Origin of the sequence: Alloacidobacterium dinghuense, assembly GCF_014274465.1 — a bacterium.
Lineage (GTDB): Bacteria > Acidobacteriota > Terriglobia > Terriglobales > Acidobacteriaceae > Alloacidobacterium > Alloacidobacterium dinghuense.
Map to the genome: position 1 here is coordinate 2,131,555 of NZ_CP060394.1, position 14,398 is coordinate 2,145,952.

Annotated in this window: 11 protein-coding genes; 4 read left to right on the forward strand and 7 right to left on the reverse strand. The window is 55.3% G+C overall.

Annotation, left to right across the window (positions count from 1 at the left end):
• The first annotated feature begins 73 nt into the window (after positions 1–73).
• Complete coding sequence (locus H7849_RS27075) at positions 74–205, forward strand: hypothetical protein (RefSeq protein WP_285288939.1); 132 nt, start codon at positions 74–76, stop codon at positions 203–205.
• Between the two features lie 16 nt (positions 206–221).
• Positions 222–1,613: an aldehyde dehydrogenase family protein gene (locus H7849_RS08650; protein ID WP_186745736.1), complete on the forward strand. Its 1,392-nt coding sequence runs from the start codon at positions 222–224 to the stop codon at positions 1,611–1,613.
• Positions 1,614–1,827: 214 nt separating this feature from the next.
• On the opposite strand, the gene H7849_RS08655 is transcribed toward H7849_RS08650, so the two are convergent.
• The 7 genes from H7849_RS08655 to H7849_RS08685 all read right to left on the reverse strand — a co-directional run bounded on the left by H7849_RS08655 (position 1,828) and on the right by H7849_RS08685 (position 12,020).
• Complete coding sequence (locus H7849_RS08655) at positions 1,828–2,151, reverse strand: two-component regulator propeller domain-containing protein (protein ID WP_186745738.1); 324 nt, start codon at positions 2,149–2,151, stop codon at positions 1,828–1,830.
• 483 nt (positions 2,152–2,634) lie between these two features.
• A complete protein-coding gene (locus H7849_RS08660) occupies positions 2,635–2,922 on the reverse strand; it encodes a hypothetical protein (RefSeq protein ID WP_186745740.1) in 288 nt (95 codons plus the stop codon).
• A 314-nt stretch (positions 2,923–3,236) separates the two neighbouring features.
• Positions 3,237–3,839, reverse strand: a complete 603-nt coding sequence (locus H7849_RS08665; RefSeq protein ID WP_186745742.1) for a hypothetical protein — start codon at positions 3,837–3,839, stop codon at positions 3,237–3,239.
• 466 nt (positions 3,840–4,305) lie between these two features.
• Positions 4,306–6,015: a CRTAC1 family protein gene (locus H7849_RS08670; protein WP_222439781.1), complete on the reverse strand. Its 1,710-nt coding sequence runs from the start codon at positions 6,013–6,015 to the stop codon at positions 4,306–4,308.
• Between the two features lie 80 nt (positions 6,016–6,095).
• Positions 6,096–7,139, reverse strand: coding sequence for a multiheme c-type cytochrome (locus tag H7849_RS08675; RefSeq protein ID WP_186745744.1), 1,044 nt, complete (start codon positions 7,137–7,139; stop codon positions 6,096–6,098).
• A gap of 44 nt (positions 7,140–7,183) precedes the next feature.
• Complete coding sequence (locus tag H7849_RS08680; protein ID WP_186745746.1) at positions 7,184–8,308, reverse strand: tetratricopeptide repeat protein; 1,125 nt, start codon at positions 8,306–8,308, stop codon at positions 7,184–7,186.
• 79 nt (positions 8,309–8,387) lie between these two features.
• The gene (locus H7849_RS08685) at positions 8,388–12,020 is read right to left on the reverse strand and encodes a TonB-dependent receptor (RefSeq protein ID WP_222439782.1); all 3,633 of its coding nucleotides are present in this window, start codon (positions 12,018–12,020) and stop codon (positions 8,388–8,390) included.
• Between the two features lie 375 nt (positions 12,021–12,395).
• Here H7849_RS08685 and H7849_RS26755 point away from each other — a divergent pair, with 375 nt between their 5' ends.
• A complete protein-coding gene (locus tag H7849_RS26755) occupies positions 12,396–13,466 on the forward strand; it encodes a hypothetical protein (RefSeq protein ID WP_251106701.1) in 1,071 nt (356 codons plus the stop codon).
• A 49-nt stretch (positions 13,467–13,515) separates the two neighbouring features.
• Positions 13,516–14,145, forward strand: coding sequence for an enolase C-terminal domain-like protein (locus H7849_RS26760; RefSeq protein ID WP_251106798.1), 630 nt, complete (start codon positions 13,516–13,518; stop codon positions 14,143–14,145).
• The last annotated feature ends 253 nt before the right edge of the window (positions 14,146–14,398 follow it).

Here is a 14,398-nt window from a genome sequence, read left to right on the forward strand (position 1 = left end):
GACTGGCACTTTCATGAGGGCATTCGCGCTCACTTTAGTGGACATTCACAAGCGTCGCGAATTGGGGACATGCATGGTCAAAGGTTCAGATCTTCTCGTCGCCGCCCTTGAGAACGAGGGTGTCGATCGCATCTTTGAAGTTCCCGTCGACTATTCGGAAAACAAGCGGGTGCTGGTGATGAGCTGGCGCAGCGGCTGCCCGTGATGCAGGAGGCGTGATCATGTCCCAACCCTATCAAGTCGTTCAGGCTTATGACCGTACGCTGATCAAGGAAATCCCGGCCGATGACGCTGCTGCGCTAGAGGCTAAGGTGGACGCGGCGTTCCGGCTCATAAAGAATCGCGACGGCGCCCTGAAGCCTTACCACCGTAGCGCAATTTTGATTCGCGCCGCTGCGCTGCTGGGAGAGAGGCTGGACACATTTGCACGGCTCATCGCGCAGGAAGGCGGGAAGCCGCTGACGGACGCCAGGATCGAGGCGATCCGTGCAGTTGACGGCTTGCGCAATGCGGCCGAAGAAATCCGGAACTTCGCCGGCCGGGAGATCCCCATGGGGCTCACGCCGGCGAGCGATGGTCGCTGGGCTTTCACCACCAGGGAGCCGATCGGCGTCGTCGCCGCGATCTCGGCTTTCAACCATCCGCTTAACCTGATCGTCCATCAGGTCGCACCGGCCGTCGCTGTCGGGTGTCCAGTGATCGTCAAGCCGGCTGCGCCGACGCCGCTGTCCTGCCTGGAACTGGCCGCTCTGCTCTGCGAGGCGGGCCTCCCAGAGCCGTGGTGCCAGACCCTCGTCACAGAGGACAATGCCCTGTCCGAACGGCTCGCCACCGATCCACGCATCGCTTTCCTGAGCTTCATCGGTTCCGCCCGTGTTGGCTGGTATCTGCGGAGCAAGCTCGCACCAGGGACGCGTTGCGCGCTTGAACACGGAGGCGCGGCGCCGGTGATGGTCGACCGCAGCGCCAGGCTCGACCGGATCATCGAGCCTATCGTCAAGGGCGGCTACTACCATGCTGGCCAGGTTTGCGTCTCGACGCAGCGCATCTTCGTGCATAACGATATCAAGGCCGAATTCGTCGAGCGTCTGGCGTCGCGTGTACGTGCGCTTCGCGTGGGGGACCCGCTCCTGGCCGACACCGAGGTCGGTCCACTCATCCTCCCCCGCGAGGCGACCCGCGTGAGCAATTGGATCGACGAGGCGGTGGCGGCTGGCGCGCAGTTGATCGGCGGACGGCGGCGGTCCGAGACCACGCTTGAGCCCGCGATCCTTGTGGAGCCTGCGGCGGATGCCAAGGTGTCGCAATTGGAGATCTTCGGCCCGGTGACATGCGTCTACGGTTTCGAAAAGCTCGACGATGCCATCGAGATCGCCAACTCCCTGCCCTTCGCCTTTCAAGCCAGCGTCTTCTCAACCGATATCGAGCCGGCTTTGCGGGCCGCGCAGCGGTTGGATGCTTCGGCAGTGATGGTCAACGACCACACCGCGTTCCGCACAGACTGGATGCCGTTCGCCGGGCGCCGCCAATCCGGGTACGGCATCGGCGGCATCCGCCCCACGATGAACGAGATGTCCGAAGAGAAGATGATCGTTTTCAGGCAAGCAGACTGAGCGGAGGTCGCAGACGCAAGCACCAATCCGCGCCCGTCCCGCATCGTTAAATTGGTTTGTCTCGACCCAAGACGATCGCCTTCAGCAGAACCCTATCCGCCCGCGAGCGAAAAGCGTCGCGGCGCGATAAGTGTCAACTCCGATTACCTCGCCTGTGGTATTTATGTAGTCGCGTCTTCACTGACGCGTGAGGCGACCGAAGATGACGACCTTGTTACCTTCGGCAGAAAGAATGAACTGAAACGTAGCCCCCCGCCCCATTGTTGGCGCTTGCCCACAAGCGACCGCTGTATGATTCGACAATGGAGCGGCAGATCGCGAGACTCATGCCGGAGTGATCTTCGCGAATCGCGATCACATCGGTACTTTCCGCTGGTCCGGCCATCCTGCGGTGGGAAGTGGAGTGCCCTGCCTTGCGGTCGATGCCTTCGAGCGCTTGGGGCGTGCCGACCCACAGAATTCCCTGACGATCTTCGTAGATCACGCCAACGAGGGTTTGGGCCGTAACCTCTGGCACAAATCGCCATTTGCCATTCATGTTGATATACTTTTTAAGTTCGCTTTGAAGCTTGCCTTACTATCCATCTCCAATCCGCCCTCGCAAGGCGCATGATAGTAAGCCCGAGTTGAATATAAAGGGCGCGAGTAGTTCAGTGACAGAACGTCAACTTCTTTGAAGCTACTTTCAGCCTTTCCGAGCGAGATCAACATCATTCGCATAAAAATGAGAAAATAAGCTGCTTAAGTCCGTTTTCATCCATGAGCAGACTTGGGCAGATTTGTCAGTTTTGAGCGCTTTTCAGAGCCTTGGATAGTAAATTTGGATAGTAAATTCTTAGTTGAATTCGCTGTGCTAATCGTCATGCTAAGCGCCCGACTTCCCATCTCCGGCCGCATCTCCCCTTGATCATCTGTTGCTGACAGATTGAAATCCGGCCGTTCTTGAAACGGAGGTCGAATGGAAATCCGATCCTTGTGTAGCGATGTGAGGTATGACCGCCACATCGGCTACACTCGCCAATCATCTAGACAGCGCCGCGGATTCCAGTCGGCTGCCGCGAATCCATTGCAGAATCGTTTGATATTGTGGACTTGATTCATTACCGTGCCAGCGTTGGCCGCCATTGTGCGTGGCCAGATAGTTGCCGACATTGCCCGCGCTGTCGGTTGGGCGAGTCGGCTTGATAAGGATCAGGCTCTGCACTGGGTTATTGATGTCGACTACCCGCATCGCATACTTGTAGTTTTCTTCGCTGTCCTGGTCTGAGAAAACGCCAGAGGCATTGGGTGATTCTTTGCGCGGAGACATTCAGGTTGGCATATGCCTTCTTCACCGTGGGCGCCAATTGGGGATTGTTCAGGAAATGCTCGAGTGAAACCTCCACCGCAGCGCGCTGCACATCTGGATTGTAGGAATTCAGCCCCGCCAGAACCTTCTCCTGCAGCTCCGACTCGTTCATCAGTTCGGTAAATGAAGAGGCTGCGTCGAGAACCAGCGCATAGTTTGCGGGTTGAGGATCTTGTTCGAGTAGAGATCGCAGCGCATTCTGAACATCCGCTTGCTGTTCCCAGGCAGAGGTGTCTGGCAGTGCAGCCAGCAAAGGAAGCGCAACGGCCTGGCTGTCAGGATTTTCCGTGTTTGAGAATTTCGACGACCTTGCCTACGAGGCGAGGATCTGGCGCGCCGGAAGCATCGAGATTCAGGATTCCACGCTGGCCATCTTCGCAGACATAGCGAACGGTCTGCCGCACAGCAGTATTTGGGTCCTCAGACAGCTCGAGGGCCGCGAGGGTAAACCGAGCGTCACCGGCTCCGCTTAGCGTGCTACCCGCTTTAAGGACCTGAATCTTCATGGAATCGTCCGCGCCCGTGAGACAAGCGAGAAGCGCGTCTTCCAATTCAGGACCGGAGCTCTTGAAGAAATGAATGAGATCGCTATCGTTGCCTATGCGTGTCTGGAAGAAGTTGTTGTGAGCGTCATACTTGAAATCGACTGCCTCACGATAAGGCGGGTATTCATAGTCTGGACGATGAAGATCGGGTACTCCGGCCACATATTTAGTTAGAACAGTGGGGAGGCCAATGGACACTGTGTCGGACTTGAGTTCCGGGAGAGCATAGTGGCGGATATGGAAGTCCCACAGCGCGTTAAGAATTCCTTCGCGGCCAAGTGGAGTTCCTTCGCGCAGCACTTTGGCCAGCACCTGCGCCTGGTCGCGTGCCACAGCTTCGTAACCATCATTGATGCGGTTCTTATCCTCGTCTTGCGAGCTTGTTCGTACCCATGCAGAAAGATATCCAGTGTTTTCGTCCAGCAGGTTATAGACGCTCTCCTGAAGTGCCTCTTATCGACGGCGGCATGACTATGCGCATGTTTAGTGCATCTCGATTTCTGCTTTCCTCGGCAGCATCCAAATCATCCAGGCAGCAAGCAGCGGAATAAGACCAAAGAGTACAAAGGCCGGTCGAAAAGAGTAGCGGTCTACCAGCCAGCCAGTCTCCAGGCTAAAGATCATCCCTCCAAATTCTGCAAGGTATCTGGTTATCATCTAGGAGAGAGATGACCGAGGCAAAACAAGCTAGCCAACAGTGGATCGAATGACAGCACTTCGCGCGAATCTCAGACATAACTCTCTGATTACTTACTTACGAGTAAGATTTCAGGGAATCGCCTTGTCCAAGGTGTGTCCATCACACAATGCCTTTACCCTCAATTATGTGGATGTAGCGATTGGGAGCAAGTTTGCTCAATTTCTCGGTGTGCGTGCTTGGAGCAGGCCAGTGGATCTCTAACTCGTCGATCACGCTAGCGGCGCCGATACCAAGCACTTCGCGCATATCGTGTGACGAAAGATAGCTGCCACCATTGTTCTTGAGTCGCGATCTCAACCTGCCCCCAGCCTTCCAGATGATGCGCGCTCCAATCGCGTCACGGTTACATGTGACGCCCTCCAGTTTCAATCCGAGCCAGTTGTTGCCCTTGGCGCCGTTGTTCCTGAGGAGCACGGGATGATCGCCGTTAATCCCGATGATCACATCAAGAGCACCATCATTGTCATAATCGCCTACAGCCAAACCGCGCGCCGCGAATTGCTGCTGAAATGCAGGACCGGCGATCTGGCTTACATTGTGCAGCTTGCCATCTTCGCCCTGATGGTAGAGCAGCAGCGGTTCCTTGTATTTCACCTGCATGGAATAGCTATCGATCATGTCGTCAGGGTGTCCGTTGGCGAGGATGAGATCCACGAGGCCATCGTTGTCGTAGTCGAAGTACTTTAATCCCCAGCCGCTCATCAGCCTTGTATCGTTTGCCACGCCCTCTCTTTGAGCTGCGTCGTGAAAGGTTTCATCTTTGTCGTTGATATAGACCGAATAAAACTCATGGTCTACGTTGGCAACGAAGAGGTCCTGCCATCCGTCTGCGTTGAGGTCCGCGGCATCTACGCCCATGCCTGAGCGTGTCCGGCCACTTTCGCTGAAACCAACCCCCGACTGCAAGGCAATCTCATCCCAATTCCAATGACCATTTTTTCCGGGACCGCCGTTCACGAACAGGAAATTCTGCACGGTATCGTTGGCGACGAACAGGTCCATGCGTCCGTCGTTATTGATGTCGGTGGCAACGACACCGAGGCCTTTGCCTAGGGCTTCGGCGATGGCTGTGCCTTTGCTGACTTCAGTGAAGGTGCCATCTCTGTTGTTGTGATAAAGAAAGCTGGCCGTTGGCTTGAACAGTCGAGGAACGCAATAGTAGTTCTTGCCTAACTGGTTGTTGCCGCACTCGAGCTTGCGAACTCCGGTGTAGTCCACGAAGCTGCAGACGAAGAGATCCAATCTGCCGTCATTGTCATAGTCGAACCACACAGCGCTGGTGGTCCATCCCGGAGTGGCGACGCCAGCTTTCTCGGTTACATCCGTAAATGTTCCATCGTGATTGTTTTTGTAGAGGATGCATTTGCCGTAAGAGGTCACAAAGATGTCAGGCCATCCGTCGTTGTCATAGTCACCGACGGCAACGCCCATTCCGAAATACGCCCCGGAGACACCGGCCTTTTCGGTCATGTCCGTAAATGTTCCATCGCGATTGTTTTTGTAGAGTGCGTTGCGAACAGGCTTGGTAGGCTTCCAGAAATCGCTGGGGCCACTGTTCACCAGGAAAATGTCCATCCAACCATCGTTGTCATAGTCGAGGAAGGCGCACCCCGGTCCAAGCGCCTCGGGCAGGAAGCGACTCTCAGACATTGCGTTTTCGTGGACCCAGTGAATGCCAGATATCTCAGGCGGCACTTCGCTGAACAATGGCGGATTGGTTGGGCTTTGCGGCTGTGAGTGGATGTGCAGAACCTTCGCAGCCCCAGCGACCATGCCGAGGCGCAGAAACCCGCGCCTAGAAAACCTCATCGGCATCATCCTATCACCGACCAACTGCGGCCATTTTGGCTCGCTGCGGTATTCATTTGCATAAATTCTTGAGGCTCAATCTAGCCGGGATAGGGTTCATTTGGTTTCACAATCCGGATGCGATGATCAGAGAATTTGTAGTGGCCGCCGGGTAGCTCTATCTTCGTCATATGGCAGGTCACGCACTTGCTCTTTGAAACGGGGCAGGCTTTGGCTCCGACCTTGCCTCCTCCATGACATGCCTGACATCTCGAGTCGTAATCAGCTGGCTGCGCGCTCACCTCTTGATGCGGGTCGTGACATGCGACGCAACTGATCCGGGCATCGTCCGGGTCATAGCATTTGCTTCCGGTGAGGCGATAAGGCTGGAAGCGAATGTTTGAGATGCTAGGTGTCCCCTGCATTGCGATTTCGGCCCAGGTACGGTGACATCGGCCGCAGAAGTTCGACGTTTGTTCTGTCGACATCTTTGATAGCGCGGGGGGAATGACCGCTTCTCCGCTCTTGTGCAACATCGCTGCGAGGTGAGCTTCGGCGTTTTCGTGGCAGTGACTGCATTGCACTCCCGGGACCATCTTATCCAGAGTGAGCTGCGATCCGTGTGCCGCGTTGGTTGCGTGGCATCCGAAACAGGCGAGTTTGTCATCGTGACTCATCAGGCGTCCGGCAGCCTCGTGCACATCGGCCGGAAGTGAGCCGGCGGCCCCTAGTGTCGGGCCGAGACCATTTAGTTCCCGATACCAGCTCATGCGGCTCTCGAATAGCTCGCCATCCTTCTCCAATATGAAGGTCTGACCGATCGCGGAACTCGCGCCGAGAGCCCATCTAATCGGCAGTGTGACTGTCGTCGTGCCGTCTGTGACGGAATAAATGCTTTGATCTCCTTTTCGTTCGATCCGGTAGGAATATTTGCCGTAGGTTGCGGAGAGGAGTGGATGATCGATCAGAACCCGGCTTTGCTCTACTGTATCGAGGGCGCGTGACATGTTTGTGGCTGGTTGTGACAACGCGTCCGTGTGGCACTGCGAGCAGGGGGAGGCGTGCTCACGATCGGTTTGCGCTGTGGCGATGACGGGAGCAATCCATAGCAGAAGCAGAAACGGACGTCTAAAAGTTGTTGCCACGTACCTCAGAACGGAGAAACCTGTGGCTTGTGGCGGTCTAGCAATCACTGTAGCTTGCCACCATTCTGATTAACGCCCGGTTGCTTTGCCTGCACTTCAGCGGTCAGTTTCTGGACAATCTCACGTTCCCTCTTGCTGTCTTCCGGACGCTTCAGGCGGTAATACACGAGAGCTAATGAGACGTGCGCTTCGAGGAACTGCGGCGATTCTTTTACCAAGGCTTCCAGCATCTGTCGCGCCTTCTCCGCGTCGCCGTTTTCAAGAGCGAGCAGCGCCAGTTGATAGCGGATACCGGGATCTCCTGGCCGGGTTTCCTCTGCGCGCACAAAGTATTTCTTGGCTTGCTCGTAGTCCTGCTCTTGCTTAGCCATGGCGCCTAATTGCAGGTTCGCGTCGAAGTTATAAGGGTCCATTTGCAATTCGGCCTTGAACTCTTTCACGGAGAGATCGGAGTCGCCTGTCAGCATCAGGGCTTTGGCATAGAGGACATGGACTTCGGGCAGATTCGGATTCAGAGCAACGGCCTTGGCAAATTCATCACGAGCACCCGCAAAATCGGATGCGCCCATCTTCGCCGTGCCCAACATTAAATGCGCCTCTGCGGAGTCGCCGTTGCGTAGAATGCGGTCGACCAGAACTTGCCCTTCCTCGACTCGTTTCTGCCGAATCAGCGCTGTTCCCAGCAGGTAGGCGATCGCCAAGTCGTCAGGATATTTCTTTTCTTCCGCCTCCAAAACCCGGATGACATCGTTCTCGCGCCCCATCCGCATGTAACAGTCGCCCAAAAGAAGAGCCGCCTGGCGGTTTTCTGGATCCTCGGCACGGAGCTTTTCCAACTCGCTGGCCGCGTCGTCGATCCTACCCATCTTGTAATAGCAGAGAGCCAGATTGAGTCTTGCCTGCTCGAGCCTAGGGGATTGGCTCAGAGCGATTTTGTATTGGGAAATAGCCTCTTCGAAACGGCCTAAGCCAGCCAGTGCCGCACCGAGATTTGAATGGATGGCGGTTGCCTCGGGATAGAGTCGAAGGAACTGCTGATACTCTGCAACCGCACCCTCAAGATCACCGGCCCGCTGCTTCTGCTGCGCGTCCTGCACCAGTTGCTGAGGCGACTGTGCAGACGCAGTAAAAGCAAGGCTGAAAACAAGAGTGAAGGTGAACTTCAACATACCGTCAACAGGTCCCGACTACATGAACGATGAAGTCCACCTTACTCCGTTTCGATGATTTTTGTACCTTCCAATCAAGCTAGAAGTAGAACTTCGCTGCAAACTCCAGAATGCGTTGACCCTGCTTTTGATTTGTAGTGCCGAAGCTTGAATTTGCCTGCGTGAACTGCTGTGTCACTGGATCCTGCTCGTATTGCAGGGTGAGCAGGCTGCCGCTGGGGAACGAGTACAGCGGGTGATTTAGGAAGTTGTACGCCTGCACGCGGAACTGCAGCTTTCTAGCCTCAGACATCTGGAAGTTCTTGAAAACTGCCAGATCCCAATCAAAGTAGCTAGGACCATAAGACACAGGCAGGTTCGCCGGTCCGCTCTGTCCGACGACGGTCGGTGGCGCGAAGCAATTGCCATTGACGAACTGATGCGCACTCCGATGAGCACTTGGATTGCACGTCACGAGCGGGGTTAACAGTGCAGCGTTGGTTCCCAGGATGGATTGATTATTGATCGGAATTCCGGTCGGATTGGTAGAACTGATAGAACCCGGAATGATAGCAGCCGATTGCGGACATGAGATACCGGCAGCCATTTCCGCCGCAGTCGCGACGCAAGTCAACGACATGTTGTAATTCGTGTTGGGGAGGTTAGTGTAGTTGCCGCCGTACGTCAGGTTAGCTCCGCTCTGTAACTGCGTGATTCCCGAGAACTGCCACCCATTCAGGGCCCCGTTTACGAAGGGGTTCACATGGACGCGGTTTCCGAGGTCTATGGAATAGGCTGCGTTAAATAGGTTCCGGCGATCCGACGGCAGGACACCATAGTCGTTTGCGAGGTTGAAAGGATCCGCCGTGGGAAGTGGAATGCCCAATGCCTTCTGCCAGGTGTAGTTCGCCTGGATGACGTAAATCCCGGCGTGGCGCGCCCAACTCACCTGCAGCGCATTGTAGTTGCTGTAGAGGTTATTTGTGGAAAGGTTCAGATCACCATAACCTTGCAACGGTCGGTAAAGGTTCGCATTCGCCTTTCCGGGATTGGTGGCGGAGAGCATCGCGCCCGCTGGCACCAGGTTGATGTTGCTGCCTGCGCCTCCCTGGGTGTTCTGCAGATCTCTACTGCGGTTGCCGACGTAGGCCATCTCCAACAAGCCTTGCCAGGGAGTCTGCTGGTCGATGGTCGCACTCCAGCTATCTGTGTATGGCTGGTTGTCGTCCTTCGAATCTACTGCCGCCGGCGAAGCGGGGGTCGCGGCAAGATTTAAGCAGGAGAGATTCGCTGTAAACAAAGAAGAGCCGGTAGTGGGATTGGTTGGGCATCCGGAGCCGCCCACCCAGTTGCTGGGTGACAGGTTGGCAGACTTGACGCCCGCTGATGCCTCGAGACCACTCGTGAATTGTCCCGAGTGATAGTAGAAGCGGCCCCAACCTCCACGAAGAACGGTCTTCCCAGCTCCGGAGACATCGTACGCAACGCCAAGACGAGGTTGGTAGAAGAGCGCTCGCGTGGGAAATCCTCCCAGCGGGACCGAGGGGGTCTGGGCGTGCCATTCAAAACCGCAAAATGCAGACGCACAGCTGGGATTAAATTGAGACGTATTAAAGATCGAGTATCCGTAACCCTCCCCGTCGATCCACGGCGTGAAGTGGCTAAAGCGAACGCCGAATTCCAGAGTCAGTCGTCGCGTCGCCTTCCAGGAATCCTGCCCAAAGAACTCCCACGTCGTGTAGTGGATATCATTGATCCGATTTTTGTTGTACTCGGTGTAATTCGATAGATTGCCCGTCAAGAAGTCCGCATACTCGTTGCCGTAGCTGAAGGAGTTGCCTACGGAAACCTGCAGGAAGCCATTGGTGAACTGGTTGTCCGGCTGTGAATTCCGAATCCACTCATAGAATCCGCCTACCTTCACCGTATGGTCGCCAAAGACCTTGGTAAGCGTGTCACCTAAACTCGGCATCCACTTGTTCGCGTAGAGGCCCTCGGAAGGCCCGCCGGCCTCAAAACCACCCGGATTGAGGGATAACGCAGCTTCGCTCGGGCCGTAATTGCCGAAGGCCGGAATCTGCGCCACGCCGTTCTGGAACACGCCCTGGTAGGCATAACCGACGTTGGCACGGTTAACCTTGGAAGGGTCCGCAAATACGTTGGGGAAGCCTACAAAAGTGTAAGCAACCACCGTTTCATTCGTCATGGTCGGATTGAAAACATGCGTGATCGTGCCGGAAATCGAGTCCGACTTGTTCTTGCCGTCGACCGGGGTGGGGTACGGCACCTGGTCAGTATTGCGCCACCAGAGACCGACCGGGAACTGCTGAAGTTCTCTCTGATAGTTGTAGCGCACGAACACCTTCGTGTTGTCGCTTATGCTCCAATCTCCGCGAATGGTCCACTGCCGGTTGTTCTGATCGAAGATCTCAGACTGGGTGTAGTTATAACCGCCAGTAGAGTTCGGATCCACGTTGGCAGCCGGAAACTGTTTCGCAAGAGCCAGCATATTCGGATCGATGCACTTGCCATTGGGAGTGCCGTTGCACATCGGGATGGTCGTCCCGCCGAAGGCTGCGAGCGCCGCGGCATTGAGTTGTCCAGGAGGTTTGCCAGATGCCGTAATGTTCCCTTCTTTTGCGACTTCCTCCGGCGAGAAATCGCCGCCAAGCTCTCCAGGCGTGGCCACCGTAGCTCTCAGCAATCCTGTATCTAGCGTCTGGTGGAAGTACTCGAACCCAGTAAAGAAGAACAGCCTCTTGCGATCCTTGTTGAAGCTGGTGCCGGGGATAATGATCGGGCCGCCGATACTGCCGCCCGGATAGTAGTAGGAATTCGCCGGTTGCTTGACGTCGCTGAAGTTATTCAACCAGTCGTTCGCATTAAGCGCATGGTTTCGCGCCGAGAAAAACGCATTGCCATGGAACTGTGCACCGCCAGCTTTGGTCACTGACGTGATGAGGATCGGGCCCTTCTGTTCTTCCGCGCTGAAGTTCGACGTCAGTACCTTGAACTCCTGTATGAAATCGGAGTTCGGATTCACCGGCGTATCGCAATTACAACCCGGATCGGAGACGTGCGCGCCGTCCGCTGTGATGTCAAGCGAGTTTGTAGGCAGACCGTTGTATGAGTACGCGGCATTTAATGGGCTTTGGCTTCCCGAGTCGCCGTTGGCATTAATTCCAATCGTCTGGCCGTTGTAATTGGATTTGTTTTGTGTGCCGTTTTGAATGCCGAAGCCGGGAATGATCTTGATGTATTCAGCCGCGTTGCTGCCGACCTGCGTGAAGTTCTGAAGCTCCTGTGTTTCAAGCGAGAAGGATTTCTCTCCGGAGTCCGTTACAGCAAGCGCGACGTTCTGTGCATTTACCTGGACGGTTTCAGCTGTCGAGCCGATCTGAAGTTTAATGCTGATGTTGCGCTCATCGCCGCCGCCGAGGCTGATGTTGTTGGCTTGGTACTGACGATAGCCTTGAACATCCACTGTTAAGTCGTAGGTGCCTACTGCCACCGCGGCGAAGGTATAGTAACCGTCCCCGTTGGTCACGGTATCTCGGATTGAGCCGGATACGGCGTCTCGGAGGGTAATCTTTGCGTTAGGAATCACGCCGCCAGATGGATCCGTCACAAGGCCTGTAAGCGTTGCGAAAACCCCCTGCGCATATGCTAGAGACCCGCCGATGAGCAGCGAGCCAAGGAAGACTGCGGACCAGACCCATCTCTGTATCGTCACAGATACCTCCCTCCAAAAAGAACTACATTTGTCGTACAAAAACGTTTTACAAGAATCAGCGTCGATATCTGACGCTTGGCAAATCGGTTTTGTCAAGCCAAATGTGTAGGGAATTGTCAAATCTAATATCTAGAATCATCTCCAACCTAAGGTGGACTACACCAAACGGGCAGGAGCAGTCGGGCTCCGGACGCCCGTTGCCGCCTGAGATACGCGCGACACTAGAACATCCACAGACTGTCTGCGAAGCGCAGGAAACAAACGTTGCCGTGGCCACGTTCGCTCTTGATTCCCTTAAACGTTTTACTTCAGAAGATTCCGCACATATACTGGCTCGGTTCAAAAGCCAGCACCTCGCACAAGGAGGAGGCCGAAATGCAGGCTCGCTCTCGTTTCTTCGTTTTATTGGTCCTAATAGCGGCATCCCTAAGCCTGAACGCAGCGCAGCCGCCGGCTTACGACCAGTTCCGCGTCGCAGTTTACATTCCCGTTGGGGTCGTGCAGCACATGAAGGACCCGGCGTACCTGCAAAAATCCTGGGATGACCTCACCAGCCAGGTACGCGTCGACAAGGTCTATATCGAAAGTTACCGCAGCGGAGTCGTCGCTGAAGAGGCACTACTCAACACTGTGAAAGCCTTCTTCGTGGTTCACAACGTTCAAGTCGCGGGAGGCATCGCCTACGTCGGTTCAGGAGACAGCGCAGGCTTCGATTCGCCTGATGTGGCCTACGATGGCACATTCATTTCCATGTGCTACACCGATCCAAAGCAGCGCGAGCTGATCAAGCACGTCGCCGAAATCACCGCACGCCAGTTCGACGAGATCATCCTCGATGATTTCTTCTTCAACAACACCAAGCGTGACTCTGACATTGCAGCCAAGGGTAACGAGTCATGGACCGACTTTCGTCTCAAGCTGATGGACGATGTTTCACGCGGACTTGTCCTAGGTCCAGCGCGCGCCGTCAATCCACGCGTTAAGGTCATCATCAAGTTCCCCAACTGGTATGAGCATTTCCCGGCTAACGGCTACGACCTCGAAAAGGAGCCGAGGATCTACGACGGCATCTATACCGGTACTGAGACTCGCGACCCCGTCCTCAATGATCAGCACCTCCAGCAATACGAGAGCTACGAGATCGTGCGTTACCTCGACAACATCGCCCCAGGCCGCAACGGCGGCGGATGGGTCGACACCTACGGCACCTTCTACATCGACCGTTACGCCGAGCAGCTTTGGGACACCATGCTGGCTAAAACTCCGCAGATCTTGCTCTTCCAATACAGTGACCTACTGCGTAGTGCCCAGATCGGTGATCGCAACGCATGGAGCAATATGGCCACCAGTTTCACCGAGTCAGGCCTCGAAAAATGGTACGCCTACTCGGGCTCGTGGGAATTGCACAATCAGCCCCATCCGTTCATGGCTACCGAAAGTCACTGATAGGGGCATCGACCGGCTCTGCGAATATGTAGCGGCGGTCCGCGACGCGATTGGTTATGACATGCCTCTGTCCATGGACCATCTTGGCCATATTGGAGTCAAGTCTGCTATCAGGCCTGGCAAAGCATACGAAAATTTCAATCTGGAGTGGATGGAGGATGTGATTCCGTGGTATTACACCGATCTATTGAAGCAGATCACGGATGCCAGCCCGACCCCGACGCTCCCTGGCGAAGACATTTACGAGTTCACTGATTTTGAGACGCTTTGCATGGAGCACGCCGTCGACAAAATTCATCCTGATCTTGAAACGTCAGGCGGAATTCTTCGCACCCACAAAGTCGGCGACATGGCGTTTCGTTACGGCGTTCCCATGGCTATGCATTTTGCAGGCACCCCGGTAGGTTGCATGGCAAATGTCCATTGCGCCGCGGCAACTCGCAATTTCCTCGCGCTCGAAAACCATTCACTCGATGTTCCATTCTGGCAAAATCTGGTAACAGGAATCGACAAGCCTATCATCAACAAAGGCTTCATCAAGGTTCCCGATGGGCCCGGACTCGGCATTACGCTGAACGACGATGAGATGAAGCGCCATCTCAAGCCGGGCACTGGATATTTTGAGCCGACGCCGATGTGGGATGAAAAGCAATCGTGGGACGACGCGATATTCAGTTGACCCTGACCAATCCTAACAACCGAAGTTTTTCGACGCTGAAGGAGAATTCATGAAGCGCGTTCGATTGTTCTGCCATCTGCGCCCTCGCAGCCCTGCCCGCTTTCTCCCAAGTGAAGATAACGAAGGAACAGATGTTGTTCTACACGTCGGATTGGAAGGGTGAACGGTTTCCCGACGGACGCCCTAAAGTCCCGGATGATTTGCTGAAGCGCGCAGTCGACGTTTCAATCGAAGTCAACAGTTGAGATCGCAC